Source organism: Pseudomonas sp. GX19020, assembly GCF_023371075.1.
Classification (GTDB): domain Bacteria; phylum Pseudomonadota; class Alphaproteobacteria; order Rhodobacterales; family Rhodobacteraceae; genus Pseudogemmobacter.
Genome location: NZ_JAMCCR010000015.1, coordinates 1 through 24,911 on the forward strand (window position 1 = coordinate 1; position 24,911 = coordinate 24,911).

25 protein-coding genes are annotated in these 24,911 nt (G+C 62.5%); 9 read left to right on the forward strand and 16 right to left on the reverse strand.

Annotation, left to right across the window (positions count from 1 at the left end):
- The 3 genes from M3484_RS18625 to M3484_RS18635 all read left to right on the forward strand — a co-directional run.
- Positions 1–175 (forward strand): hypothetical protein (locus M3484_RS18625; protein ID WP_249498708.1); only part of this gene is annotated, 175 nt, incomplete at its 5' end.
- Entirely contained in the window at positions 172–843 is a 672-nt protein-coding gene (locus M3484_RS18630; protein WP_249498710.1) for an adenylate kinase, read from the forward strand. The genes M3484_RS18625 and M3484_RS18630, both read left to right, overlap by 4 nt.
- A 281-nt stretch (positions 844–1,124) precedes the next feature.
- Complete coding sequence (locus tag M3484_RS18635) at positions 1,125–2,909, forward strand: MFS transporter (RefSeq protein ID WP_249498711.1); 1,785 nt, start codon at positions 1,125–1,127, stop codon at positions 2,907–2,909.
- 70 nt (positions 2,910–2,979) lie between these two features.
- Here M3484_RS18635 and M3484_RS18640 read toward each other — a convergent pair whose 3' ends face one another.
- Together M3484_RS18640 and pth are read right to left on the reverse strand one after the other, a co-directional pair.
- Positions 2,980–3,264, reverse strand: a complete 285-nt coding sequence (locus M3484_RS18640) for a hypothetical protein (protein ID WP_092898711.1) — start codon at positions 3,262–3,264, stop codon at positions 2,980–2,982.
- A gap of 69 nt (positions 3,265–3,333) precedes the next feature.
- Entirely contained in the window at positions 3,334–4,050 is a 717-nt protein-coding gene (pth, locus tag M3484_RS18645) for an aminoacyl-tRNA hydrolase (RefSeq protein WP_249498712.1), read from the reverse strand.
- Between the two features lie 113 nt (positions 4,051–4,163).
- Here pth and M3484_RS18650 point away from each other — a divergent pair, with 113 nt between their 5' ends.
- Both M3484_RS18650 and hmuQ read left to right on the forward strand, forming a co-directional pair.
- Complete coding sequence (locus tag M3484_RS18650) at positions 4,164–4,874, forward strand: FkbM family methyltransferase (RefSeq protein ID WP_249498713.1); 711 nt, start codon at positions 4,164–4,166, stop codon at positions 4,872–4,874.
- Between the two features lie 36 nt (positions 4,875–4,910).
- Complete coding sequence (gene hmuQ / locus M3484_RS18655) at positions 4,911–5,225, forward strand: heme-degrading protein HmuQ (protein WP_249498714.1); 315 nt, start codon at positions 4,911–4,913, stop codon at positions 5,223–5,225.
- Between the two features lie 82 nt (positions 5,226–5,307).
- On the opposite strand, the gene M3484_RS18660 is transcribed toward hmuQ, so the two are convergent.
- On the reverse strand, positions 5,308–5,907 hold the full coding sequence (locus M3484_RS18660) for a 50S ribosomal protein L25/general stress protein Ctc (protein WP_092898703.1): 600 nt from the start codon (positions 5,905–5,907) through the stop codon (positions 5,308–5,310).
- Positions 5,908–6,145: 238 nt separating this feature from the next.
- On the opposite strand from M3484_RS18660, the gene M3484_RS18665 reads away from it, so the two are divergent.
- Positions 6,146–7,291 (forward strand): MFS transporter, encoded by a 1,146-nt coding sequence (locus M3484_RS18665; protein WP_249498715.1) that lies wholly within the window; start codon positions 6,146–6,148, stop codon positions 7,289–7,291.
- A gap of 32 nt (positions 7,292–7,323) precedes the next feature.
- Here M3484_RS18665 and M3484_RS18670 read toward each other — a convergent pair whose 3' ends face one another.
- The 4 genes from M3484_RS18670 to M3484_RS18685 form a co-directional block, all read right to left on the reverse strand.
- Positions 7,324–8,508, reverse strand: a complete 1,185-nt coding sequence (locus tag M3484_RS18670) for a pyridoxal phosphate-dependent aminotransferase (RefSeq protein ID WP_249498716.1) — start codon at positions 8,506–8,508, stop codon at positions 7,324–7,326.
- Positions 8,486–9,226, reverse strand: a complete 741-nt coding sequence (locus M3484_RS18675) for a TetR family transcriptional regulator C-terminal domain-containing protein (RefSeq protein ID WP_249498717.1) — start codon at positions 9,224–9,226, stop codon at positions 8,486–8,488. Before M3484_RS18675 ends, M3484_RS18670 begins: the two co-directional genes overlap by 23 nt.
- 175 nt (positions 9,227–9,401) lie before the next feature.
- Positions 9,402–10,304 (reverse strand): cation diffusion facilitator family transporter, encoded by a 903-nt coding sequence (locus tag M3484_RS18680; RefSeq protein WP_092898697.1) that lies wholly within the window; start codon positions 10,302–10,304, stop codon positions 9,402–9,404.
- A 166-nt stretch (positions 10,305–10,470) separates the two neighbouring features.
- Positions 10,471–11,160, reverse strand: a complete 690-nt coding sequence (locus tag M3484_RS18685; RefSeq protein ID WP_249498718.1) for an SH3 domain-containing protein — start codon at positions 11,158–11,160, stop codon at positions 10,471–10,473.
- A gap of 130 nt (positions 11,161–11,290) precedes the next feature.
- Here M3484_RS18685 and M3484_RS18690 point away from each other — a divergent pair, with 130 nt between their 5' ends.
- Positions 11,291–12,277, forward strand: coding sequence for a 2-hydroxyacid dehydrogenase (locus tag M3484_RS18690; protein WP_092898695.1), 987 nt, complete (start codon positions 11,291–11,293; stop codon positions 12,275–12,277).
- Positions 12,278–12,425: 148 nt separating this feature from the next.
- Entirely contained in the window at positions 12,426–13,148 is a 723-nt protein-coding gene (locus M3484_RS18695; RefSeq protein WP_283258508.1) for a sulfotransferase, read from the forward strand.
- Here M3484_RS18695 and M3484_RS18700 read toward each other — a convergent pair.
- The 9 genes from M3484_RS18700 to M3484_RS18740 form a co-directional block, all read right to left on the reverse strand.
- Complete coding sequence (locus M3484_RS18700; RefSeq protein ID WP_249498719.1) at positions 13,136–13,876, reverse strand: endonuclease/exonuclease/phosphatase family protein; 741 nt, start codon at positions 13,874–13,876, stop codon at positions 13,136–13,138. The genes M3484_RS18695 and M3484_RS18700 overlap by 13 nt on opposite strands.
- Complete coding sequence (locus M3484_RS18705) at positions 13,873–15,228, reverse strand: phospholipase D-like domain-containing protein (protein ID WP_249498720.1); 1,356 nt, start codon at positions 15,226–15,228, stop codon at positions 13,873–13,875. Before M3484_RS18705 ends, M3484_RS18700 begins: the two co-directional genes overlap by 4 nt.
- Before the next feature lie 78 nt (positions 15,229–15,306).
- Positions 15,307–16,557 (reverse strand): NAD(P)/FAD-dependent oxidoreductase, encoded by a 1,251-nt coding sequence (locus M3484_RS18710; RefSeq protein ID WP_249498721.1) that lies wholly within the window; start codon positions 16,555–16,557, stop codon positions 15,307–15,309.
- 69 nt (positions 16,558–16,626) lie between these two features.
- The gene (locus M3484_RS18715; RefSeq protein ID WP_249498722.1) at positions 16,627–17,796 is read right to left on the reverse strand and encodes an iron-containing alcohol dehydrogenase; all 1,170 of its coding nucleotides are present in this window, start codon (positions 17,794–17,796) and stop codon (positions 16,627–16,629) included.
- A 1-nt stretch (position 17,797) separates the two neighbouring features.
- Positions 17,798–19,180 carry an aldehyde dehydrogenase family protein gene (locus tag M3484_RS18720; RefSeq protein ID WP_249498723.1) on the reverse strand — a complete coding sequence of 461 codons (1,383 nt, stop codon included), beginning with the start codon at positions 19,178–19,180 and terminating at the stop codon, positions 17,798–17,800.
- Positions 19,181–19,250: 70 nt separating this feature from the next.
- Positions 19,251–20,618 (reverse strand): glutamine synthetase family protein, encoded by a 1,368-nt coding sequence (locus tag M3484_RS18725; RefSeq protein WP_092901845.1) that lies wholly within the window; start codon positions 20,616–20,618, stop codon positions 19,251–19,253.
- 201 nt (positions 20,619–20,819) lie between these two features.
- Positions 20,820–21,863, reverse strand: a complete 1,044-nt coding sequence (locus M3484_RS18730; RefSeq protein WP_092898674.1) for a TRAP transporter substrate-binding protein — start codon at positions 21,861–21,863, stop codon at positions 20,820–20,822.
- A gap of 46 nt (positions 21,864–21,909) precedes the next feature.
- A complete protein-coding gene (locus M3484_RS18735) occupies positions 21,910–23,256 on the reverse strand; it encodes a TRAP transporter large permease (protein ID WP_249498724.1) in 1,347 nt (448 codons plus the stop codon).
- The gene (locus tag M3484_RS18740) at positions 23,256–23,762 is read right to left on the reverse strand and encodes a TRAP transporter small permease subunit (protein ID WP_092901842.1); all 507 of its coding nucleotides are present in this window, start codon (positions 23,760–23,762) and stop codon (positions 23,256–23,258) included. Before M3484_RS18740 ends, M3484_RS18735 begins: the two co-directional genes overlap by 1 nt.
- A gap of 254 nt (positions 23,763–24,016) precedes the next feature.
- On the opposite strand from M3484_RS18740, the gene M3484_RS18745 reads away from it, so the two are divergent.
- Positions 24,017–24,895 (forward strand): MurR/RpiR family transcriptional regulator, encoded by an 879-nt coding sequence (locus M3484_RS18745; protein WP_092898670.1) that lies wholly within the window; start codon positions 24,017–24,019, stop codon positions 24,893–24,895.
- Positions 24,896–24,911 lie beyond the last annotated feature (16 nt).

Below are 24,911 nucleotides of genomic sequence, written 5' to 3' on the forward strand. Positions count from 1 at the left end.
GCCCGACCTGATCCAGTTCGCCCCGGGCCTGCCGAAGACCCGTTCCGGCAAGATCATGCGCCGCATCCTGCGCAAAATCGCAGAAAACGACTTTGCCGCCCTCGGGGATACCTCAACCCTCGCAGACCCGACCGTCGTCGAGGACCTCATCGAGAACAGGATGAACAAGGGATGACCCGCGAGATCCCGGTTCTGATCCTTCTCGGCCCCCCCGGTGCAGGCAAAGGCACCCAGGCCAGGATGCTGGAAGAGGAGCATGGCCTCGTCCAGCTCTCGACCGGCGATATGCTGCGCGCCGCGGTGAGCGCCGGCACGCCCGCGGGCCTTGCCGCGAAAGCTGTGATGGAGGCCGGCGCGCTGGTCTCGGATGAGATCGTGCTGGCGATCCTGCAGGATCGTATGGCGCAGCCCGATTGCGGCAAGGGGATCATCCTGGACGGCTTTCCGCGGACCCAGGCCCAGGCGGCGGCGCTGGATCAGCTGCTCGCGGCGCAGGGGCGGCGGATCACGGCGGCGGTGAGCCTTGAGGTCGATGACGAGGCGATGGTGGAGAGGGTCTCGGGCCGCTACACCTGCGGATCCTGCGGCGAGGGATATCATGACAGGTTTCGCAAGCCCGCTCATGCCGGGAGCTGCGACAAATGCGGCGGCACAGAGATGAAACGCCGCACCGATGACAATGACATCACCGTGCGCGAAAGGCTGAAGGCCTATCACGCCCAGACCGCCCCGCTGATCGCCTTTTACGGGGCGAAGGGCGTGCTGGAAAAGATCGACGCGATGCAACCCATCGCCGAGGTGACCGCTTCTCTGGGCCGGATCACCGGCCAGGTTGCGGTCTGAACTACCGGTTTCCGGGCGGAGGAGGGCCCCCGGTGATCGGATAAGGGAGTGGCCGGCAGAGGATCAGGGCACGCAAGCCCGGCTGCCGCTCACCAGCAAAAACCGCCGGACCCGCCAGGGGCCGGCTGGCAGGGGCCCCGGGTAAGGGGGTGATCTGCCGGTGACCGCCCGGGCGCATGACGCTTTCGGGCGCCGGTCTGTCTTTGCGCCTTTTCTGGTGCGGGGGCGGGGGAAACAGGGAGAGGCCGACCCGAACGGGCGGCAGACATGGAGGAAGCCAGATGGCAGCATCAACACCGGACGTGCGCGACCGCTCACGCCCCATGACCCGGGAAGAGAAGAAGGTCATTCTCGCCTCTTCTGCGGGTACGATCTTTGAATGGTATGACTTCTACCTTTACGGCTCGCTGGCCGCGACAATTGGAGCACAGTTCTTCGCCCCATTCCCGGAAGCGACGCGCAACGTATTTGCGCTGCTGGCTTTTGCGGCGGGCTTTATCGTGCGCCCGTTCGGCGCGCTGGTGTTCGGGATGCTGGGCGACCTTGTTGGTCGTAAATACACCTTCCTGATGACCATTCTGATCATGGGCGTCTCGACCTTTATCGTCGGCATCCTGCCCAACTATTATGCCTGGGGTATGGCGGCACCGATTATCCTCGTTCTGTTGCGCATGTTGCAGGGCCTGGCGCTTGGCGGGGAGTATGGCGGTGCTGCAGTCTATGTGGCGGAACATGCTCCACAAAACCAGCGTGGTTATTTCACTGCTTTCATCCAGACCACGGCGACGCTGGGCCTATTGCTTTCGCTGATCGTCATTTTGATGGTGCAGGGCTATGTGAATGGCAACTGGGCTCCGTCGCCGGCCCCGAGCCTTGATGGCGTTCCGCGCCTCCTTGCAGACGGGACACCGGAAATGTGGACAGCCTTCCAGCATTGGGGCTGGCGGATCCCGTTCATCGGCTCGCTCGGCCTTCTGCTCGTGTCGCTCTATATCCGCGTGACGATGAATGAATCGCCTGCCTTCAAGAAGATGAAGGAAGAGGGTTCGGCCTCGAAAGCGCCGCTGCGCGAAGCCTTCGGCAATTGGAAAAACGGCAAGATCGCTCTGATCGCGCTGTTCGGTCTGACCGCTGGCCAGGCTGTGGTCTGGTATTCGGGCCAGTTCTACGCGCTGTTCTATGTGCAGAACGTCATCAAGGTCGACAGCTTCTCGGCCAACGTCTTTGTGGCCTGGTCGCTGATCCTCGGCACCTATGGCTTCATCTTCTTCGGGCGTCTCTCGGACCGTATCGGGCGTAAACCGATCATCCTCGGCGGCTGCCTGATCGCGGCGCTCACCTACTTCCCGGTCTTCGGCTTCCTGACCAAGACCGCCAACCCGATGCTCTACAATGCGCATCTGACCCAGATCACCGTGACCGCAGATCCGGCTGACTGCTCGTTCCAGTTCAACCCGGTCGGTACCGCGAAGTTCACCAACAGCTGTGACATCCTGAAAGCCGGTCTGACCGCGCGTTCGGCGAATTCGGAGACTGTTGATGCCCCCGCTGGCACCATCGCGTCGGTGAAAATCGGCGAGACCGAGATTCAGGGCTATTCCGGTTCTGCGGCTGACGCGGCCGAGCAGAAGGCACGTTTCGACAAAGAGCTGAACGACGCGATGAGCGCCGCCGGCTATCCGGTCGCGGGCCAGGTCAATGAGAGCGTCGCTGTGGCGAAGAACTTCTTCGACATCTTCTCGGCCCAGAAGCTGACCATCGTTCTGACCCTGACCTATCTGATCATTCTTGTGACGATGGTTTACGGCCCGATTGCTGCGATGCTGGTCGAGCTTTACCCGACGCGGATCCGCTATTCCGGTCTGTCGCTGCCCTATCATATCGGCAATGGCTGGTTCGGGGGCCTGCTGCCGGCGACCGCTTTCGCGATCTCGGCGCAGTCCGGCAACATCTATGCGGGTCTGTGGTATGCAATCGTCGTCGCACTGATGACGGTGGTGATCGGGGCGCTGTTTGTCCCGGGCGGCACGCATAAGAAAGACATCTTCGCGGATCAGAACCAGTAATCTGACGCAGGCGACAAAAGAAACGGGCCGGGGATTTCCCCGGCCCGTTTTCGTTTATCCGCCGTTTCGTTCAGCCTTTTCGCGCCCGGTTCACCGCTTCCCAGATCCCGAGGACGATGCCGGTGATCACCGTATTCGTCACAAGGCCCGCAAGGATCTGGTCTTTCACCGGGATCTCGCTGGCAGCGGTCAGGGTCATCGGGATCAGCACCGCGACAAAGACGATCCCGGCGGCAAGCGGGATCAGCGTGCCACTGGCCGCGCGGGTGCGCATCATGGTCCAGACGAGGCCGATCAGCAGAATGATGCGGAACGGATCCGCGAATTGCGAGACGATGATCTGGCTGAATGTCATGATATCTTTCCCTTTTCCCTTGTTCCGGGATAAGGCAAAGCAGGCCGTTGGTCTATGATTTCATAGGGTTCAGCGAAAGCGATCCATCAGCTTTTGCATGGCGCTGCGCGTATCTGGTTCCACTTCGGGATTTGGCGCAGGTTTTGGCTCGGGCGGCAGCTTGCGGCCCGGGGGGCCTGCCACCGGGCCGCCGAAAGACGCCCCGCCAGATGAGCGCGGCGGCGCGGTACGCAGGCTGACCGCATTCATGAACCGGGTGCTGTCGCCCTCGGCCAGGGCGGACGCACCGTCCGAGATCCCGCGCAGAAGATCATCAAGCCAGGCCTGGTCGGCCTTGCTGAAATCACTCAGCACATAATGCGCGACCGCATCCTTATGGCCGGGATGCCCGATCCCGAGCCGGACCCGGCCATAGGCCTCGCCCAGATGCGCATGGATCGACCTGAGCCCGTTATGCCCCGCATGGCCGCCGCCCTGTTTCACTCTCAGCTTGCCCGGCGCCAGATCCAGCTCGTCATGGAAAACCGTGATATCGGCGAGGTCGATCCTGTAGAAATCCACCGCCGCCCGCACCGACTGACCCGAGAGGTTCATAAAGGTCGCGGGTTTCAGCAAGATGACCTTCTCGCGCCCCAGCCGGCCCTCTGACACCTCGCCCTGAAACGCCTTGCGCCAGGGGGTAAAGCCGTGATCCGCAGCGATCCGTTCCAGCGCCATGAAGCCGATATTATGGCGGTTTCCCGAGTATTTCGCGCCCGGATTGCCAAGGCCTGCAAAGAGTTTCATAGTGTTTCCGATCATTCCGGGTGCGACCGCGCTGCTGGGCATGTCGGGCAGGGCCACGCCACTGGTCGACCTATAGCCGAACGGCCCTTTCCCCTCAACCAAGGGCTGGAGTCATGGACCAGATGCGGACCTTCACCCTGCGGGGCATGGAATTTTCGCTGCCCGAGACGGCGGTCAGAGGCGGGCTGGGCAAGGCGCTTGAAAGCGGGCGTTATGAACATACCGAAGCGGATGCGGTAGAGCGCCACCTTGTCGAAGGTGATCGTTTCGCCGATTTCGGGGCAGGGATGGGGTATCTCTGCGCATTGGCGGCACGTCGGATCGGCGCGGTTGCGGTAACAGGGGTCGAGGCCGGGCCGAAGACGATCCGGCTTGCCCGCAAAAACCTGCAGGAGAATGGCTTTGGCAAGGTGCGGCTTATCCATGGTGCGGTGACCGGCGAGGGGGAAACTGCGGCAGAGGTCGAATTCTGCCAGCGACAGGCGTTCTGGGCCTCGTCTCTCAGAAATCTGGCGCAGAGGGCAGGGCGTGACCTGCCGCAATTGGTGCCGGTCACGCAGGTTCCCGCGCTGCCTGCGGCACGCCTGCTTGATGAATTGCAGCCCACTGTCCTCAGCTGCGATATTGAAGGGGCAGAGCTTGAGGTCCTGCGCGCTGACATGCCTGCCGCGCTGCGGCTTATCATCTGCGAGATCCATCCGGCGCTTTACGGGCCAGAGGGCACAAGGCAGATCTTCGATGCGCTGGCGCGTCAGGGTTTCGCTTATGAGCCGGAAGGCTCGCGGGGCGCGACGGTGGTGTTTCGCCGAATTGGCAGCCCCTGAACCGGGCGCAAAAACAGAGCACAGAGGGAGCACTGAATGTATCTCACCATGAACCGTTTCAAAGTGAAGGCCGGCGAGGAGGCCACATTCGAGGCGATCTGGAAAAATCGCGAAAGCCAACTGCCACAGGTGCCGGGCTTTGTCAGTTTTCACCTGATGAAAGGGTCCGAGGCCGACGGTGTCCGCCTCTATGCCTCGCATACGATGTGGGAGAGCGAGGCGGCGTTTCGCGACTGGACGAAATCAGAGGCGTTTCGGGCCGCCCATGGCGGGGCCGGCGGGCATAAGGGGGTGATCCTGGAGCACCCGAAACTGGAAGTGTTCGAATCCGTTCAATTCATCGGCGCGTGAGCCGCTTAGCCGCGCCGCCGATGGCGTGAAATGAAAACGGGGGGCAAAAGCCCCCCGTTTCACATTCTGCGATCCGAAAGGATCACTCTTCTTCGTCAGCGGAAGCTGCGAGGCCGGACGGGGCCGCGATATTCGCGATCACGAAGTTGCGGCCGATGGTCGGCTTTACGCCTTTGGGCAGCGCGACATCTTCGATATGGATCACATCGCCGATTTGCTTGCCTTCCAGATCCACGGTGATCTGGGCGGGGATGTCGGATGCAACAACTTCCAGCTCAACCTCGGCGCGCACGACGGTCAGGGTGCCGCCACGCTTGATGCCAGGTGCTTTATCCGCATTGATGAAATCAACATGGATGAAGAGGTTGATGCGCGAATTGTCGTGGATGCGCATGAAGTCGACATGGGTCGGCAGGTCTTTGACCACATCACGCTGCACGCCGCGGCAGATCACGTGCTGATCAGCCTGGCCTTCAACTTTGAGGTTGAACAGCGTCTGCAGGAAGCGACCTTTTTTCAGGTTCTTCAGCAGGTAGTTGTACTTGACCGAAATCGGCGTCGGCTCTTTGCTGTCGCCGTAGATGATGCCGGGTACGTTGCCCTCACGACGGGCTTGACGGGCGGCCCCCTTGCCTGTCCCCGTCCGCACCACGGCCAGAAGATCAGGGATCTCGCGTGCCATTGGTATTCTCCATTTGATAAAACCGCCACCCTCCAAGGGTGCGTGGCGGATGGGGGCCTATAGCGGGGAATCGCAGGGAAGAAAAGGGAAAACCGGCGCGGGGACGGGGGCTGATTGCCTCCGGCGGGAGTATTTCAGTCAAGGGGAAAGGATGGGGAAATCCTGCGGCGGTCGTGTCGCTTACAGGATGGACGGGGGCGACAGCACCTGGCAGAAGGGCTGGGATCGGAGGCCCCCTATGTCTTTTCTGAAAACCGTAATCACCGCGCGGGCAGTGGTTTTTGCTTTTGCGGCGATGGGGATCCTTTGGGGGTCGTTTGCGGCGGTGATGCCGGATCTCAAGGCGCAGCTTGGCGTCGATGAGGCACGGCTGGGCGGGCTTTTGCTGTTCACGCCGCTGGCGGCGGTGACGGCGATGCTGCTCGCGCCGCTGATCGGCCACCGTCTTGGCAAAGTGGCGCTGCCGCTGTCAGCGGGGGCGATGGCACTGGCTTTCACATTGCCGGGGACGGTGGTTGTGCCCTGGATGTTCCCGCTTGCGATGATGGTTTGTGGCTTTGGCACCGGGCTGACCGATGTTCTGATGAATGCCCGCACGGCGGAGCTTGAGACCACGCGCAAGGTTCACCTGATGAACCTTGCCCATGCCGCCTATTCCTTTGGCTATGGCGGCGGGGCGATCTGCACCGGGCAATTGCGCGGGCTTGGGTGGACGCCGGATCTGGTTCTGGGGACCATGGCCTTGCTGGCGCTGGTCTTTGCGGTTCTGACCTTTGAGCGCGATGGCGCCATTCACGGGCTGAAGCGGCCCGAGGCCGGCGGGCCGGGTCTGGGCCTTGTGCCGCTGATTGGCGGCGGCATGGTGCTGATCGCGTTTCTCACCGAGAACGCCGCCGAAGGCTGGTCGGCTTTGTATATCGAAAAGACGCTCGGCGGCAGCCCGGAGGAGGGCGCGCTTGGCCCGGCGGTGCTGGCGCTGACTATGGGGGTCGCGCGGCTGATGGGGCAGGGGCTCGTCGCGCGGCTGGACCCGTTCCGCCTGTTGATGGGCGGCGCGCTGATTGCCGCCTGCGGCGCATTGATCGCGTCGCAGGCAGGGACGCCCAATGCAGCCTATGCCGGGTTTATCATCATGGGGGTAGGGTCTTCGGTGATCGCGCCGACCGCCTTTTCGCTGGTCGGGCGGCATTCGGCGGAAGGCACCCGGGCGCGGGCCGTGGCGCGGGCCACGCTTTACGGCTATTTCGGCTATTTCGTCGGGCCGCCGACGCTTGGCATCATCGCGGGCACGTTCAGCCTGCGCGCGGCCTTTATCTTTGCCGCCGTGATGCTGATGTTCATCCTGGTGCTGGCGCCGCTGATGCGAAGGGCGGCGCGCAGCTGAGGATCTTCAGATGGCTGCTTCGGGCAGCTGCTTCAGGCTGCGGCCATCTGCGCCTGAGCATGGGCGAGGATCTGCGTGCAGGCCTCGGCGATGGCCTCATCGGGCTGGGTGAGCGAAAGTCGCAGCCAGCCCGCCAGCCCTTCGCCAAAGCTCTCGCCGGGCATGACCGCGACATGGCGCTCGCGCAGGAGCCCGAGCGCGAATTCCTGGCCCGAAAGGCGCGTGGCGCGAATATCCACAAGGGCGAACATGCCGGCTTCGGGGCGGTGAACCTTCAGCCCGGCCTTGCCATCCAGTGCCGTCGCCACCAGATCCGCCCGGCGCGAGAAGCGTTCGACCATACCGGCCGCAATCGGCGACGGATGCGAAACCGCAAGTTCGGTCATGTCAGCCAGGAAGGGCTGGTTGCCGAAAAGCATGATTTCGGAAAGCGGCAGCAGTTTGGCGGCGAATTCCTGCGGCCCGATCACCCAGCCCGACCGGAAGCCGGGGGCAGCATGCGATTTCGAGATCGATGCGGCACAGATGGTACGCTCTGCCAGTTCGGGCAGGTCAAGCGGCGAGGTGAAGGTGACGCCCGGGAAAATCAGATCCTCATAGACCTCATCCGAGACGATCCAGAGATCATGTTTCACCGCAAGCGCACCGATTTCCGCGATATCCTCGCGGGTCAGCACGGCACCGGTCGGATTATGGGGCGTGTTGAGGAAGATCACCCGTGTCGCAGGCGTGATCTTTGCCGCCAGATCCGCCGCCCGCATCCGGAAGCCATGTTCGGGGCGCAGCGCCACCGGCACCGGGCTGGCGCCGGTCTGGCGGATCAGCCCCTCATAGGTCGCATACATCGGATCGCCGATCAGCACCTCATCGCCGCTTTCGACAAGGGTACGAAGGATGCCATAGAGACAGGTCTGAGTTCCTGGCAGGCAGATCACCTGATCGGGATCGATCGCGCGGCCGCGCCGTTCCGAGTAACGTTTCGCCAGTGCCGCGCGCAGGCCGGGCTCGCCCCTGCCATCGGAATAGCCCAGGCGCCCGGGGCGCATCGCGGATTTCGCGGCCTCGATCAGTTCGGGGGGCGTGGGGGAATCCGGCTCGCCAATGGTAAGCTCGATGACCGGGATCCCTTCCTCCGCCATCTCGCGCGCGAGGCGATGCACCGCCCATTTCGCCGAACCCAGGCCGGACAGCCGTTCATACACCGCGGAATAACGCATCATTTCTCTCCTGGTCTGAGCTGCCTGCCGGCGGGGGGGTAAAGTCTGTGAGCGTGACGCCCAGAATTGCGCCGACCGAGCGCAAACCGATCCGGATCACCTCGTTTTCAGCGAAGTGACCAGGCAAAACCGAACCTTCGAGCCAGAGCCCGTCAAGCACCGCATTGCAGGCGATGGCCTCCTGGCGGAGCTGGCCATCCGCGACCGGGCGGCCAAGATCGGCAATCAGCTGTTGGAGGCGGTTCCGGAATTGCAGATATGAACTTTCGTGCTGCGCCAGAAGCCCCGGATCGGACTGAACCTGATGCAGATAGCCCGCCCAGAGCCCGACCGCCTTCGGATCGAGCACCGGCGGGCGTAAGGTGGCAGCAATAAAGGCTGCCAGCCGTTCGGCCGGCACTGCACCCGCGGCGGCAAGTGCCTCTTCGCCTTTGTTGGTCATGCCATCCATCAGCGCGACATAGGCTGCGCGCAGCAGATCTTCTTTCGATCCGAAGTAATGACGGATCAACCCCGGAGTGACCCCCGCCCGCGCCGCAATCGCCCTGACCGTTGCCGCCGGGCGCCCGCCCTCGGCCACCAGTGACTGCGTCGCTGCCACAAGCGCTTCGCGGCGGTTCTCTTCAGTGTCACGAATATAGGGGCGGCGTTCGGAGCCGGACTGGCGCATGTCACCAGGCGGGGCAGCTCTTTTTTCCGAACTGTCGGAACTGGTCATCGGCGCCTTTCTGTGACGGCAGCGGGGAACGGGATTCGTCGGGAATTGTACGAACGAATAATTGCCTATTCTACACAGCCAGCGGGGCGCGGCAAGATCGTTGCTTGCCCGGCTTCGGGATTGCCGTGATCGCAACCCGGCCCTCCGCTGGCCGAGAAGGTACAGCGCGAAGGGCTCAGGTGCCGGGCTGCCCATCCGTCGCTGCAACATCCTTGTGGATGATCACATCTGAACCGGGCCAGCGCCGCAGGATCTCGCGGCGCAGTGCGGCGCCGATGTCATGGGCCTCGCGCAGGCTCTGATCGCCGTCGAGCTCGATATGAAGGTTGACGAAGACCCGGCTGCCGCTGGTGCGGGTCTTGAGGTCGTGAAAGCCGCGTATGCCGGGCCAGCTCCCGGCAAGTTCGGCGATGCCCCGGATGATCTCGGGATCGGCCCGGCGGTCCATCAGCGCATCCCAGGCCGATTTGCCGATGCGCACCCCGCCGATCAGCATAACCCCGGCGGCCAGCAGTGCGACCCAGGAATCCAGCCCGGTGATGCCCAGATGCTGCGAGGCCTGCAAGGCGATCACCGCACCGACCGCGGGCATCAGATCGCCAAGGTAATGCAGCCGGTCAGCAGCCACCACGCGGTTGCCGGTCAGCCGCGCCACGCGCCCCTGCCACCAGACCAGCGCCAGTGTCAGCAGGATCGAGATGACCATCACCAGGGTGCCGGTTCCCTCGGCACCAAGACTCGCCACGCCGCCATTGATCAGCCGGTCCAGCGCAGACCAGGCGATGTAACCGGCCGATCCGGTGACCAGAAGCGCCTGGGCCAGCGCGGTCAGATCTTCGGCTGAACTGTGCCCGAAAGCGTGATCCTCATCCGCCGGACGCGCCGCGTAAAGGATCGCGCTGGCGGCCGCGAGCGACATCACCAGATCCACTGCGCTGTCGGCCAGCGAGGCGGCAACCGACAGCGCGCCAGTCGCCACCACCGCCCAGAGCTTCAGCCCGACCAGCACCGACGCGACCATCACCGAGGCGATGCCGGCGGAAAGGCTCAGCCTTGTGCGGGGATCTTTCTCAGGCATGACAGGCTCCTGTAGCGGGCATCGAAAGGGGGGCGCTGCCCCGCCATCCTGGCGAATGCCTCGCCCGGAATATGTTATCGGGTGGACTGCAATTTCCCCGTGACGAAAATACGCACGCCCGAGGCGCAGGCCGGCCAGAGGGGGCTGAGGCAGTTTGGTGGCGATACTATTCGACGGTCTCGTCCGGGTCGACGCCCCAGATCGCGGTTTTCGGCACCCAGCCGCGCTCGCCGCCAGATGAGATCCGGCACCAGTCGGTATTGCATTGCAGGATACGCGCGACCACACCCATTTCGGCCTGGGCGCTGACCCGCGCATCCGCGCGCGGCGCGTCGCGGAATTCGGCCATATCGGTGGTGATCAGCACCGAGCGCACCCCCGAAAGCAGCGCATAATGCACCCAGCCGCCGGCGCCGTCCTGGTCCTCAACGCGGCGCCAGTTTTCATATTCAGCGGTGACCCGCAGCGGCATTCCGGGCCGGGTGAACACCCAGTCGATGCGATGCGTGAGCCCGGGGCCGCGCCGCGCATTGCCCTGATCGCCCTTGAGCGAGACATAGCGCGGCAAAGGCAGGTTGGTGACACAGCCGATACCGGGCTTACATTCCTTGACCGTGCGCGTGGTCGGGGCAGTGCCGGAGGTGCCCGAGGTCGCGCCGGACGAGGTGGCGGCCACCGCGGTTTCGATCGCGGTTTCGGTGGCTTCATCGGCCTTCGCGGTTTTCGGCGCGCCGGTCAGGACGAGGGTCGCAGAGAAGAGGGTCGCACAGAACAGGGCCGCCGCCAGCGTCGGGCGTCTGGTCTGGCGGGTCATCTGCTCCGGCTTCTGGCCGTTCCTGAAAGATGCGATGCTCATATCCGTTGCCTGCTCTTGCGGGCTGTGCCCCGCATTTTTTATGACCTCAGAGACGGGGGCTTGTGGTCCGCCCCGCTTGACCCCACTGTGCACCCAAGACGCGCCTGATGGAAGAGTTGAGGGAGACGCCATGCCATCGCCACGCCTGACTGTTGTTGTGACGCGACGCTTGCCCGAGCCGGTCGAGACCCGGATGAAGGAGTTGTTCGACGTCCGGCTGCGTGATCCGGATGTGAAAATGACCCGCGATGAGCTGCTGGCGGCACTGCAAAGCTGCGATGTTCTGGTGCCGACGATCACCGACCAGATAGATGCAGGGCTGATCGGCCAGGCCGGGGACCGGCTGAAACTGATCGCGAATTATGGCGCAGGGGTTGACCATATTGACGTCGCCACAGCGCGCTCGCGCGGGATCCTTGTGTCGAACACGCCCGGTGTGGTGACCGAGGACACTGCCGATATGGTCATGGCGCTGATCATGGCGGTGACGCGGCGCATCCCGGAAGGCATCGCCTCGATGGCCAGTGGCAAATGGGAAGGCTGGACGCCCATGGCCTTTCTCGGCTCGCGGCTCGCGGGCAAACGGCTGGGGATTTTGGGCATGGGGCGGATCGGCCAGGCGGTGGCGCGGCGTGCCCGCGCCTTTGGCTGCCAGGTCCATTACCACAACCGCCGCCGCGTGCGCCCTGAGGTCGAGGCCGAGCTGGAGGCGACCTGGTGGGAAAGCCTCGACCAGATGCTCGCCCGGATGGACATTGTCTCGATCAACTGCCCGCATACGCCCTCGACCTTTCACCTTCTGAATGCGCGGCGGCTCAAGCTGATGAAGCCCACAGCGGTGGTGGTGAATGCCTCGCGTGGCGAGGTGATCGACGAGAATGCGCTGACACGCGCGCTGCGCGCGGGCGAGATCGCGGGCGCGGGCCTTGACGTCTATGAGCGCGGGAATGAGATCAACCCGCGCCTGCGCGAAGAGCCGAATGTGGTTCTGTTGCCGCATATGGGATCGGCGACCATCGAGGGGCGGATCGAGATGGGCGAGAAGGTTCTGATCAATATCAAGACCTTCGCTGATGGCCACCGCCCGCCGGATCAGGTTGTCCCGGGGATGATGTAAGGCAGAGGCTTTCAGGGCTGATCTCGGGCTTGGCCATATCGTTGATACAGCCGGGCGAAAGAGGGGCGCAAGGTTACCGATGGCAGAGACCGGATTTCTGAGCGGTGAAGATCCTCCGCTTTTCAGCGCAAGGCTCTATATCGCTGCGATGGGGCGCTCGGGGAGCACAGCGCTGTCCAATATGCTGACAACCCCACCGAAGCGCTGGCTGCTGAGTGAGCCCTGGTTCATTCATGGGATAATGTCGAAGACCATCCGGGCGAGATGGAAAGAATTCGCGTGGGAAGACCGGGACACCGACTGGTTTTTACCGCCCGCACAGCGGAACCATGAAGGGTTTGTGAGACGCTATACCGATTTTCTGGCGCCGCATCTGGCAGGTCTCGACGCCTGGGGCGTGAAAGAGGTGCGCGGCGATTTTCATGAGCCAACCATCGTAACCATCCGGCCCGAGAAGATCATCGTCCTCGTACGCGATATACGAGATGTCATCCGCAGCCTGCTTGAAAAACAGAGCCGGCAGAATACCGAAGCCACCCATGGACGCGCCTGGATCGAAGCCTATTTGCAGACGGCAACGCGCGCGCTGGTATCGCTTGCCGGAACGCATGGTGACCGGCTCAGAGTGTGTCGGTTCGAAGAGCTGATGCTGGATCCGGCCGCGCAACGCAGTCTTGGTGACTGGCTGGACTGGCCGCTTGACGGTGACCCTTTCGCGGGCTTCGAGAGCTTTGGTCGCGGCTATGAAGTCAAGCGCAGACTTGAGGGCGAGGCCCGCGTCCTGCCGCCCGATGCTGCCGACATCATCAATGATATCGCTGCGGGAGAGGCGAGTGTCGCCTATCAGAAGTGCTTCGGTTACAGCAGCTGAGAGGTATCTGCGCCATCATTGGCCATATGCGACAGGCGCAAATCTGCGACCAGGGGCAAGTGATCTGACGCGCGGCTGGCCTCGGGGCTTCGATGGACAGAGGCCTCGGCCATGGTGAACCCCTCCGAGATCGCGATACGGTCCAGCGCAAAGACCGGGTGGCGGGAATGATAGGTCGGGCCACCGGAGAGGATCCGGAACCGTTTCGACAGCCGCCCGAGACCCACTTCCAGCGAGCGTTCGTTGAAATCGCCGGCGATCAGCATGGCGGTGTCTTCTTCTTCGGGCAGCATATCCAGCAGCGCCGAGAGTTGCCGGCGCCGCGAATGGCGCAAGAGGCCCAGATGCACACCGGTGACCCGCAGGCGCCGGCCGTCGCGTTCGAGCAAAGCCGAGACGAGGCCGCGTGGCTCCAGCCCTGGCAGGTCGTGATGGCTTTGCGAGATCACCCTGAACCCGGGAGAGACCAGCAGCGCATTGCCATGCCAGCCGAGGCTGTCGCGGCCATGGTCAAAACGGACCGGAAGCAGGCCGGTGCGGCGAAACACTTCGGCCTCGTCAAAGATCGGGCGGCGCTGGCCGAGGCGCAGATCGGCCTCCTGCAGCGCGACGACATCAGCCCCGAGCGCGGCAATCACCCGCAGGACCCGGGCCGGATCGCGCCGCCGGTCGGTGCCAAGCGCCTTGCGGATATTGTAGCTGGCAATACGCAGGGAGGTGTCGGTCACAATATAGGCGCTCCGAGACGGAAGACGCCTTCGGTCAGGCGCCGGAGGAAACCGGGGGCAGGCAGGCTGTCATCGCAATCGGGCAGCAGGCGGTCGAACCAGCGGCTGATGGCCGCGACGGTGGCCGGATCCCAGGCCATCACCGCCAGCTCGAAATTCAGCAGCATCGAGCGGACGTCGAAATTCGCCGATCCTATCCAGCAGCCATCGTCGATCAGACCGGCTTTCGCATGCATCATGCCGGGGCGGAAAAAGTGAAAGCCGACGCCGGTCGGTTGCAAGGCGCGGATATAGGGGCCGCGCGCCAGATCGGTGGTCCATTGGTTTGATTTCCGCGGCAGAAAGACCCGGACATCGACCCCGCTGCGCGCCGCTGTCGCAAGCGCCTGGGCCAGCGCATCGGTCGGCACGAAATAGGGCGTCGCGATCCAGACCCGGCGGCGCGCCCGGTAGATCGCGGCGACCAGCCCGTCATGCAGCACATCCTGCGGCTCGTCCGGCCCGGCGGGAACCAGTTGCAACAGCGCCTCGCCGCGAGGTGCGACGGCGGGCGGCACCGGATCAGACAGGGGATCGCCCGCCACTTCCCAATCCGAGGCGAAGACCGCGTTGAAACTGTCGACCACCGGGCCTTCGGCGGTAAAACTCAGATCCACCCATTTGCCTGGCGGCGAGGCGAGGTATTCGTCGCCGACATTGCGCCCACCCGACCAGACAAGGGCACAATCGGCGATCACCATCTTGCGGTGATTGCGCAGGTTCAGATGGGCGGTGTCGGTCAGATGGTCGAGCGGCGAGAAATAGCGCAGTTCGCCCCCGGCGGCGACGAATTCGCGCAGCGCGCGGCGCGGGCGGGAATGGCTGCCAAGCCAGTCGACCGAGAGCCGCACCCTGACCCCTTCATGCAGCTTGCGCCTGAGAAGATCGAGAAAGCGGTAGCCGCTTTCATCGCGGGCCAGAACATAGATCAGGATATCCAGCCGCGTCTTTGCACCAAGGATCACCTCATCCAGCGCGGCGCTCGCGGCCTCTGGTGTCTCGTGCAGGCGGATCAGATTGCCGCCCACCGCCGGCGGCGCGCCAAGACTGGTGAAGACATGCGCAAGCGGTGGCGGCTCGGTCTCGGGCAGGGCGGGATGTGGCGAAAAGCGGATCGCCGGAAAGCTGCGGCCCGATTTGCGAAAGCCCAGCACCAGGAAGACCGGCACCGCGACATAGGGCACCATGATGATGAACAGGATCCAGGCGGCCGAACTTTGCGGCGTGCGGCGCGGCTGCAACGCCAGCACCATGGCGCTCGCAACCGCGAGGACGCCAGACACGATCAGGAAATGTTCGAACAGGTAATACATGGCCGCTTTGTCTGATCCGGGGCCATGCTAGCCGCTGGCTGCGGCAAGGGAAAGCCGCTGGCTGCGGCAGGGCCGCTTCTAGAAACGCGACGGCAGCGCGGGGGTGAGTTCCGCGCCCGGGCTGCGGCCCTGGATCAGATCGGTGATCAGATCGGCGGTCTTTGGTGCCAGCGTCAGGCCGATATGGCCATGCCCGAAGGCCAGGAGCACATCGGCGCCGCCTTTCGACGGGCCGATCACCGGGACTGAATCGGGGATCGAAGGGCGAAACCCCATCCAGCTGCGCGAGGGGGCGGGCAGGTCGGGGAACAGCTTCCGCGCACCCTCGACCAGTTTCGCGATACGATGCGGCGAGGGCGGCAACCTGAGGCCGCCAAGCTCGACCGTGCCCGCCACCCGCAGCCGCCCCTGCATCGGGCAGAGGTAAAAGCCGCGTTCGGTCACGCAGGCGGGGCGGGTGAGTGGCAACTCGGCCATATCCCATTCGACATGGTAGCCCCGTTCGGTTTCCAGCGGGATCCGGTCGCCGGCCTGGGCTGCGAGGGCGCGTGAATGCGCGCCGGCGGCGATGACGACCCGGCGCGAGAGGATCTGCAAAGGGCTGCCATCATCGGAGCGGCCACTCAGCACAACACCGGTGATGTCGCGGCGGAGCTGGTCGATGCGGCCCCGGATCAGCTGTGCGCGCGGCATCACGAGTGCAGCCAGGCGCTGCATCATCCGCCCGGGATCCGAAAGGAAAATCGCCTGCGGGAAATAGGCGGCACCGGCATGGAAGGGCAGGCCCGGTTCCAGCCCGGCGAGCTGCCCGCCGGTCAGCATCTCGACCTGAACGCCCAGCCTGCGCCGCGCCTCCATCTCGATCCTGGCGGGCCCGAGCTGGCTTTCCTCGCGGAAGATGTAAAGGCAGCCGCGCGGCCGGATCAGATCAGTGGCGCCCGCCTCGGCAGCCAGCGCTTTCCACAGCGGATTGGCGCCGGCAAGCAGCCCCGCAATCGCCTCCGTATTGCGCCGGGCCGGGCCGGGCAGGCTCTGACGTGCGAATTTCACCAGCCAGGGCGTCAGCGAAAGCAGCGCCGAGTGGCGGATCGCCAGCGGCGAATTGCGGTTGAAAAGCAAGGAGGGCAGGGATTTCAGCACATCGGGCGTACCAACCGGCGCCACCGCATAATCGGCCACTGTCCCGGCATTGCCATAAGAGGCGCCCATGCCCGGCTCACCCGGCTCGATCAGGGTAACCTCGCGCCCCTCGGCGATCAGCCGCGCGGCGATGGTAAGGCCGATCACCCCGGCGCCGATAATGGTGATGTCGGAGGAATGACGACCCATGCTGCTTGCACTTTTCGAACAAATGCCGGCCCCACAATGGCGGGACCGGCGGATTCAGTTCACATTATCTTACATGCAGGCCTGATAGAGCGCGCGGGTATTCTCGCGCGACATGGCAATCGGATTGCCGCCGCAGGACGGATCTTCCAGAGCCATTTCGGTCAGCTCGTCAAGACGTGCAGCCTCGACCCCCATTGCGGTCAGATTGGCCGGGATCGCCAGCTGCTCACGCAGTTCCATGATCCAGGCGCGGAACCCGTCAAAGCCTTTCAGCCCCAGATAGGCGCTTGCGGCATTGATCCGGTCCTCGATCACCGGGCGGTTGAAATCCAGCACCATCGGCATCACGACGGCATTGGTGGTGCCGTGATGGGTGCCGTAGACCGCGCCAACCGGGTGCGACAGCGAATGGATCGCGCCAAGGCCTTTCTGGAAGGCAACCGCCCCCATCGCCGCCGCCGACATCATATGACCGCGCGCCAGCAGATTGCCCGGATCGTTGTAAACGGTGACCAGGTTCTCTTTCACCAGCCGCAGACCTTCCAGCGCAATGCCCTGGCTCATCGGGTGGTAGAAGGGCGAGGAATAGGCCTCGAGGCAATGCGCCAGCGCATCCATGCCGGTGCCGGCCGTGATGAATTTCGGCATGCCAACGGTCAGGGCCGGGTCGCAGATGGTGACAGCCGGCAAGAGCTTCGGATGGAAGATGATCTTCTTCTTATGGGTCGCGAGATTGGTCAGAACGCCGGCGCGCCCGACCTCAGACCCGGTGCCGGCAGTGGTGGGAACCGCCACCATCGGCGCGATTTTGTCGCTGTCGGCGCGGGTGAACCAGTCGTCGATATCTTCCAGATCCCAGACCGAAAGATCCGCGCGCTGATGCGCCATCAGCGCAATCATCTTGCCCAGATCCAGCGCCGAACCGCCCCCGAACAGGATCACGCCGTCATGGCCACCGGCCTTATAGACGGCGATGCCCTCGGCCATGTTCTTGTCATTCGGGTTCGGGTCGACCTCGGAAAACACCGCGCGACCAAGGCCGGCAGCCTCGAGCACGTCCAGCGCCTGCGCGGTGATCGGCAGGGCGGCGAGCGCTTTGTCGGTCACCAGCAGCGGCTTTTTCATGCCGGTGGATTTGGCATGCTCGGCCAGTTCGGCAATCCGGCCCACGCCGAATTTGATCGCGGTCGGGTAAGACCAGTTGCGGTCGGGAACGCCCTGTTTGTCAACGGTGGACATATTACACCTTCTTGAGATGGTAGGATTTCGGACGGGTCACCGAATGGTAACCCAGATAGGAGAGCGAGCCGCCGCGACCGGTATCCTTGGTGCCGGTCCAGCACAGAGCCGGGTCGAGATAGTCGGCGCGGTTCATGAAAACGGTACCGGTCTCGACCTGTTGACCCAGTTCGGCGGCGGTGTCGTAATCTTCGGTCCAGATCGAGGCGGTGAGACCATAGGGGCTGTCATTCATCAGCCGCAAAGCCTCCTCATCCGAGGAAACCTTCATAATTCCGACAACCGGGCCAAAGCTCTCTTCCGTCATCACCGACATGGAGTGATCGACATTGACGAGGATCTGCGGCGCGAGATATGCGCCGCCATCATCGGCAGGGAATTGCGCCGGATCGACCAGAGGCTTTGCGCCTTTTGCAATGGCGTCTGCGATCTGGTCGCGCACGACTTTCGCAAAGCGGACATTCGCCATCGGGCCAAGCGTCGTGGTCTGATCGTTCGGATTGCCGAGTTTCAGGCCATTTACCCAGGCAACGGCTTTTTCAACGAATGAGTCATAGAGCGACTCATGGACATAGATCCGCTCGATCCCACAGCAGCACTGTCCGGAATTGAACATCGCGCCATCCATCAGCGTATCGACTGCCGCATCGACATTCGCATCGGCGCGGACATAGCCCGGGTCTTTGCCGCCAAGCTCCAGCCCAAGCGGGGTGAAGGTGCCGGCAGCCGCGCGCTCAATCGCCTTGCCACCATTCACCGAACCGGTGAAATTGACAAAATCGAACCTGCGATCCGCGATCAGCTTTTCGGTCACGGCGTGGTCGAGCACCACATTCTGGAACACATCTGCCGGAATCCCGGCGGCGTGGAACGCCTCGGCAAGGCGCTCGCCTGCCACAAGGGTCTGGCTCGCATGTTTCAGAACAATGGTATTGCCAGCGATCAGACCGGGGATGATCGTATTGATTGCGGTCAGGAAGGGGTAGTTCCAGGGCGCGATGACGAAGATGACGCCAAGGGCCTCGCGTGCGAGATAGCGGCGGAATTTATCACTGTCTTCAATGACTTTCGGCGCCAGCGTTTCTTCGGCGATAGAGGCCATATAGTCGGCGCGCACCGTGACGCCGCCAAACTCGCCGGCGCCGAATTTGACCGGACGCCCCATCTGGGCGGCGAGTTCCGGCACGATTGCGTCTTTCAGCCCGGTCAGTTTCGCGACGCCGGCTTTCACCAGCGCGATACGTTCAGACAAAGGGAGCGCGGCCCAGGCCGGTTGTGCCGCGCGGGCGCGGGAAACCGCAGCCTCGGCGCTGGCGAGGTCAAGCGGCTGGCGCTCGACATAAGTCGAGCCGTCGACCGGCGAGATCAGTTTGATCGGATTCATGTTTCACCTGTGTGAGAGGACAGGGAGGCGCGCGCCCCCCTGTGTCGGAAATATGCAAGTTTACCGCGGTTCAGGCGCGTTCAAGCAGCCGTTTCAGTTCGAAATCTGTAACCACGCGATCGGTCTCAGAGATCTCCCATTGCGCTGCATGATGGTAGTGATCGACCACGTCATCGCCAAAGGCCTTGCGCAGCATCGCCGAGGATTTCAGCTTTGCCGCCGCATCGCGGAGGCTCTTCGGGATTTCACGTACCCCGGAGGCGGCGTAGAGATCCCCGGTCATTTCGGGCTCAAGCTCGAGCTTGCGCTCGATGCCGTCAAGGCCCGCTGCGAGCAGCGCGGCGCAGGCGACATAGGGGTTCACATCCGAGCCTGGGATACGGCATTCGACGCGGACGGCCTTGGTGCCCTCGCCGCAGACGCGGAAACCCGCCGTGCGATTGTCGCCGGACCATACGATTTTGGTCGGGGCAAAGAGACCGGCGCAGAAACGCTTATAGCTGTTCACATAGGGGGCGAAAAACACGGTCATTTCTTCGGCCGCTTCCAACTGGCCGGCAATGAAATGGCGCATCACCTGTGACATGCTGTGATCGGCGTCTTTGTCGAAAAAGGCCGGTTTGCCATCGAGGGTCCAGAGCGACTGGTGGACATGGGCCGCGGAGCCGGCCTTATCCGTTTGATATTTCGCCATGAAGGTCACGGATTTACCCATGGTCCAGGCAATTTCTTTTACGGCCTGTTTGATGATGGTGTGATTATCCGCAGTATCCATTGCATCGGAATAGCGGTAATTCACTTCACCCTGACCGCTGTCGGCCTCGCCCTTGGTATTTTCAACCGGGATACCGGCCGCATAAAGATCATTGCGCAACTTGCGCATGACCGGCTCTTCTTTCGAGGTCTGGAAGATATGGTAATCTTCATTATAGGCCGAAATCGGGCGCAGATTGCCGAAGCCATCGTCGCGCAGATTTTCGTAGCTGTTCTCGAAAAGATAGAATTCCAGCTCGGTCGCCATCATGGGTTCAAACCCCATGGCACGTGCGCGTTTCACCTGTTTCTTCAGGATCGCACGCGGAGAGATGGTGATCTCTTCATGGGTGTGGTGATCCAGCAGATCACACATCACCATCGCCGTGCCGGGAAGCCAGGGCAGGCGACGCAATGTCTCCAGATCGGGCTTCATGACGTAATCGCCATAGCCTTGTGACCAGCCGGCGGATTTATAACCCGGCACGGTGTTCATTTCCATGTCGAGCGCCAGCAGGTAATTGCAGCAATGCGTCTCATTATAGCCGCTATCGAGGAAGAAACCGGCATGGAAGCGTTTTCCCATCAGCCGGCCCTGCATATCCGGAGCAACGACCAGAACAGTGTCGATCTCACCGGCTTCGAAGGCGACTTTCAGGGTTTCGAGTGTAAGATTTGCGGGCATAGTTGGTCTCGATTTTTTTCAGAAGGATCAGGAATTGGATGCAGGAGCAGATAAAGATCCACCACCACCGAATTCCGGCTTTCTGGGCCAGCAATCCTCAGCAATCCGCATCACACTCACGTCCTTTTCTCTCCCCGCAGGTAATTCACCTGCCCGAATGTAATGGGGCAGGGTGGAATGGCCACCACTGCCCCGACTGGATCAGCCGTAACGGTAAGGACGACCGGCTTTGGCCATCACATCGTTGTATTTTTTGAAGATTTCGACGACCTTGGCTTTGGTCTCGGATTCTGTCGCGATCTCATCCCAGAAGTCGCGGGCTTTCGCCTCGACCGTATTCCATTCCTCATCCGGGATCGAGGTGAGTTGCAGTTTCGGGCCATTGACGCGCAGATCGGCCTCGCCACCCCAATACCACCACTGACGGTAGTAATGCGATTGCTCGAAGCAGACTTCCATCAGTGCTTTCAGATGGTCAGGCACTTCGTTCCAGCGGTCGGCATTGGCGAAAAAATGGCCAATCCAGGCGCCGGAGATGTTGTTGGTGAGGAAGTATTTGGTCACATCGGCCCAGCCGACGGTGTAATCCTCGGTGATCCCCGACCAGGCAATGCCGTCCAGTTCGCCGGTTTGCAGCGCGACCTGGATATCTTCCCAGGGCAGCTGCATCGGCACCACGCCGAATTGCGCAAGGAACCGCCCGGCGGTCGGGAAGGTGAAGACGCGCTTGCCCTCAAGATCCTTCAGCGAATTGATCGGATCCTTCGTCGCGAAATGGCAGGGATCCCAGGATCCGGCCGAAATGTGTTTCACGCCGACCTTGGCATATTCCTCTTCCCAGATCTGCTTCAGCCCATATTGGTTGAACAGAACCGGCACATCGAGCGAATAGCGCGAGGCAAAGGGGAAATAGCCGCCGAACACGGTCACTTCGGTCGGCGATTGCATGGAATCGTCATCAGACTGCACAGCGTCGATGGTGCCCGATTGCATGGCGCGGAACAGCTCCGAGGTCGGAACCAGCTGATCGGCGTAATAGAGCTCGATCTCCATCTGGCCGGCAGCAATCTGGTTGAACTTGTCAATTGCTGGCTTGCAGACATGCTCGCCAAGCGCCGCACCGGCATAGGTCTGCATACGCCATTTGATCGGCGCGGCCTGCGCGCGAACGGCGGGGGCGGCGAGGGCGGCTGCACCGGCGGCAAGCGCCCCGCTGGTCAGGAATTTCCGTCTGTTCGTCGTCATCTTTACCTCCGTTGGTGGGTTCTTAATTGAATTCCGGTTTGCCCGGTTATGATCCGTAAACCTGATGTGGCAGCCAAAGTGCGATCTCGGGGAAGGTCATGATCACCGCCAGAGTCAGGATCATAATCGCGACAATCGGCACGATGGAGCGGTAAATATCGGAGAGTGAAACATGGTCCGGCGCCATGGCGCGCATCAGGAACAGGTTATAGCCGAAGGGCGGCGTGATATAGGCCACCTGACAGGTGATGGTGTAAAGCACCCCGTACCAGATCAGCACATCCTGTGGCGGCATGCCAAGATCAAGCTTGGCCACCAGCGGAATATAAAGCGGCGCCACGATCACCAGCATGGCGGTGTCATCAAGGAACATGCCCATGATCAGGAACGAGACCTGCATCAGGATCACGATCCCCCAGGGGCCAAGCCCGAGATCTTCGAGGAAGAAGGCCTCAATCGCCTTCACCGCGCCCAGACCGTCAAACACCGCACCGAAGGCCATCGCCGCCAGCAGGATCCACATGAACATACAGGTGACGCCCAGCGTGTTGACGAGGCAGTTCTCCCAGACCTTTTTCGTGATGCGGCCTTTCACCAGCGCCACCAGCGTCGCGATCATCGCGCCGACCACCGAGGCTTCGACAAGGCTGACATAGCCCAGCACGAAGGGGCCCATCATCGAGGCAAAGATCACCACCGGCAGGATACCGGCGCGCAGCAGGCGGATCTTCTCACCCCAGGTGATGGAATCGCGCTCCTCCTGGCTCAGCGGCGGGCCGAGCTTCGGGTTGATGCCGCAGCGGATCACCACATAAAGGAGGAAGAACCCGGCCATCAGCAGGCCCGGAAAGACGCCGGCAAGCCAGATCTGCCCGACCGGCTGGCGCGCGATCATCGAGTAAAGCACCAGCACGATTGAGGGCGGCACCAGGATCCCCAGCGACGAGCCGCCCTGGATAATGCCGGTTACCATCCGTTTGTCATAGCCGCGCTTCAGAAGCTCGGGCAGGGCGATGGTCGCGCCAATCGCAAGACCCGCGACCGACAGCCCGTTCATGGCAGAGATCAGCACCATCAGAAGGATCGTGCCAATCGCCAGACCGCCGGGGATCGGCCCGAACCAGACATGGAACATCTTGTAGAGGTCATCGGCCAGCCGCGCCTCGGACATCACATAGCCCATCCAGACGAACATCGGCAGGGTGAGCATCGGATACCAGTTCATCAGCTTGATGGTGGTGGTGAAGGCGATGTCATAGCCCCCCCGATCCCCCCAAAGCGCGATGGTGGCGACCACGGCGACAAAACCGATGCCGGCAAAGACCCGCTGGCCGGTCATGAGCATGGCCATCATGCCCATGAACATGACGATGGCGATATATTCGTAGGGCATCAGATTTTCACTCCGCGCAAAGTCGCAATGTCGCGGATGAGAAAGGCGATGGATTGCAGGATCATCAGGAAGACGCCGAAGCAGATCACGATCTTGATCGGGGCCATATAGGGCCGCCAGACGGTGCGGGACCGCTCACCGAATTCGAACGAGTAGATCGTGCTTTCAATCCCGCCCCAAAGGACGATGACGAGGAAGAAGATCATGCAGAATACGGTAAAACAATCGACCAGCGCCTGGGTTTTCACGCTCCAGCGACCGTAAAGCAGATCCATCCGCACATTGGCGCCAAGGATCAGCGAATAGGCACCGCCAAGGACGAAATAGCCGACCATGGTGAACTGGGCCATTTCCTGGGTCCAGAGCGCGGGGCGGAAAAACGCCTTTGCGATCACCGAGTAAAGCAGAACGCCGGCCAGCGCGAAGATCAGATACATCGCGAGGCGGCCGATGATGGTGTTGATCTTTTCGATGATCAGCACCAGCCGGATAAGGAATATCGGCATCGTGTCAGCCTCCGCAGCCGGCAGGGAACAAAGGTCGACAGACATAGCCCGCCCGGCAAAGCCGGCAGGAGGATGATCCCGGAAAGGACATGGACGAGTCGGCTCCCTGTTTTTTCCTAAGGGTCACCCTCTGGCGGGGGCGCTGTCAAGATTATTTCAGAATGCTGTTTCCTGTTACAATCTTTTCTGCAACCCTGCCCGTGACATTTCCGGGGTGACAAAGCCCCGGAGGACACTGCCGCAAAGGGGGGCGCATGGACCAGGGCCTGAGCATCGAAAACAGAATGCGGGCCTCGCTCAACGATCTGACCCGGGCCGAGCGCCAGGTCGCGACCCATATCCTGTCGCATTTTCCGATGTCAGCGCTTGGCTCGATCACCACGCTGGCGCGGGCGGCGGATGTGTCCTCGCCCACCATCGTGCGGCTGGTGCAAAAGCTGGGCTTCAGGGGCTGGTCGGATTACCAGGCGGCGCTGCGGGTGGAAGTCGAAGACCTTCTCGTGACCCCGCTTGGCGCCCCGGCCGTACCGGGGGAAGGGCGGAGCCACCCGCTTCAGGGCTTTGCCGCACAGGTCGTGGCCAATATCGGCGCAACGCTTAACCTGATTCCGGCGGCGGATTTCAACGGCTCTGCCGCGCTGATGGCGGATATGTCGCGCCGGGTGGTGGTGATGGGCGGGCGGCTGACCCATGCGCTGGCCGATTACATGGCGACATTGCTCAGGGTCATTCGCCCCGATGTCACCTGGATCGCCGATCACCTCACCGACTGGCAGCAGGCGCTGCTTGATCTCGCGCCCGGTGATGTGGTGGTGATCTTCGACATCCGCCGCTATGAATCGAATGCGGTTCAATTTGCAGAATTCGCGGCGGTCCAGGGGGCCGAGGTGGTGCTGATCACCGATCGCTGGCTTTCGCCTGCGGCCTCGCATTCGCGCCATGTGCTGCCCTGCCATATCGAAATGCCCGCAGCCTGGGATTCGACCGCGGTGCTTTTGATGGTGGTCGAGGCGCTGCTGGCGCAGGTTCAGTCGCATATGCCGGATCAGGTCCGGGACCGGCTGAACCGGCTTGAGGATTGTTTTGCCAGCACCCGTGTCTTTCGCGCGCCGAAAATGGCCCAGGGGCGGTAAGGAAACGCCGGGCCTT

What these genes read in the sequence shown, in the direction of transcription:
- pth (WP_249498712.1), bottom strand. Translation starts at nt 4,050, where the DNA reads ATGAAACTCTTTGCAGGCCTTGGCAATCCGGGCGCGAAATACTCGGGA.
- M3484_RS18690 (WP_092898695.1), top strand. Translation starts at nt 11,291, where the DNA reads ATGCCATCGCCACGCCTGACTGTTGTTGTGACGCGACGCTTGCCCGAG.
- M3484_RS18695 (WP_283258508.1), top strand. Translation starts at nt 12,426, where the DNA reads ATGGGGCGCTCGGGGAGCACAGCGCTGTCCAATATGCTGACAACCCCA.
- M3484_RS18640 (WP_092898711.1), bottom strand. Translation starts at nt 3,264, where the DNA reads ATGACATTCAGCCAGATCATCGTCTCGCAATTCGCGGATCCGTTCCGC.
- M3484_RS18635 (WP_249498711.1), top strand. Translation starts at nt 1,125, where the DNA reads ATGGCAGCATCAACACCGGACGTGCGCGACCGCTCACGCCCCATGACC.
- M3484_RS18720 (WP_249498723.1), bottom strand. Translation starts at nt 19,180, where the DNA reads ATGAATCCGATCAAACTGATCTCGCCGGTCGACGGCTCGACTTATGTC.
- M3484_RS18675 (WP_249498717.1), bottom strand. Translation starts at nt 9,226, where the DNA reads ATGACCAGTTCCGACAGTTCGGAAAAAAGAGCTGCCCCGCCTGGTGAC.
- M3484_RS18680 (WP_092898697.1), bottom strand. Translation starts at nt 10,304, where the DNA reads ATGCCTGAGAAAGATCCCCGCACAAGGCTGAGCCTTTCCGCCGGCATC.
- M3484_RS18725 (WP_092901845.1), bottom strand. Translation starts at nt 20,618, where the DNA reads ATGCCCGCAAATCTTACACTCGAAACCCTGAAAGTCGCCTTCGAAGCC.
- M3484_RS18650 (WP_249498713.1), top strand. Translation starts at nt 4,164, where the DNA reads ATGGACCAGATGCGGACCTTCACCCTGCGGGGCATGGAATTTTCGCTG.
- M3484_RS18665 (WP_249498715.1), top strand. Translation starts at nt 6,146, where the DNA reads ATGTCTTTTCTGAAAACCGTAATCACCGCGCGGGCAGTGGTTTTTGCT.
- M3484_RS18730 (WP_092898674.1), bottom strand. Translation starts at nt 21,863, where the DNA reads ATGACGACGAACAGACGGAAATTCCTGACCAGCGGGGCGCTTGCCGCC.
- M3484_RS18740 (WP_092901842.1), bottom strand. Translation starts at nt 23,762, where the DNA reads ATGCCGATATTCCTTATCCGGCTGGTGCTGATCATCGAAAAGATCAAC.
- M3484_RS18685 (WP_249498718.1), bottom strand. Translation starts at nt 11,160, where the DNA reads ATGAGCATCGCATCTTTCAGGAACGGCCAGAAGCCGGAGCAGATGACC.
- M3484_RS18705 (WP_249498720.1), bottom strand. Translation starts at nt 15,228, where the DNA reads ATGTATTACCTGTTCGAACATTTCCTGATCGTGTCTGGCGTCCTCGCG.
- M3484_RS18715 (WP_249498722.1), bottom strand. Translation starts at nt 17,796, where the DNA reads ATGTCCACCGTTGACAAACAGGGCGTTCCCGACCGCAACTGGTCTTAC.
- M3484_RS18710 (WP_249498721.1), bottom strand. Translation starts at nt 16,557, where the DNA reads ATGGGTCGTCATTCCTCCGACATCACCATTATCGGCGCCGGGGTGATC.
- M3484_RS18630 (WP_249498710.1), top strand. Translation starts at nt 172, where the DNA reads ATGACCCGCGAGATCCCGGTTCTGATCCTTCTCGGCCCCCCCGGTGCA.
- M3484_RS18745 (WP_092898670.1), top strand. Translation starts at nt 24,017, where the DNA reads ATGGACCAGGGCCTGAGCATCGAAAACAGAATGCGGGCCTCGCTCAAC.
- M3484_RS18670 (WP_249498716.1), bottom strand. Translation starts at nt 8,508, where the DNA reads ATGCGTTATTCCGCGGTGTATGAACGGCTGTCCGGCCTGGGTTCGGCG.
- M3484_RS18660 (WP_092898703.1), bottom strand. Translation starts at nt 5,907, where the DNA reads ATGGCACGCGAGATCCCTGATCTTCTGGCCGTGGTGCGGACGGGGACA.
- M3484_RS18735 (WP_249498724.1), bottom strand. Translation starts at nt 23,256, where the DNA reads ATGCCCTACGAATATATCGCCATCGTCATGTTCATGGGCATGATGGCC.
- hmuQ (WP_249498714.1), top strand. Translation starts at nt 4,911, where the DNA reads ATGTATCTCACCATGAACCGTTTCAAAGTGAAGGCCGGCGAGGAGGCC.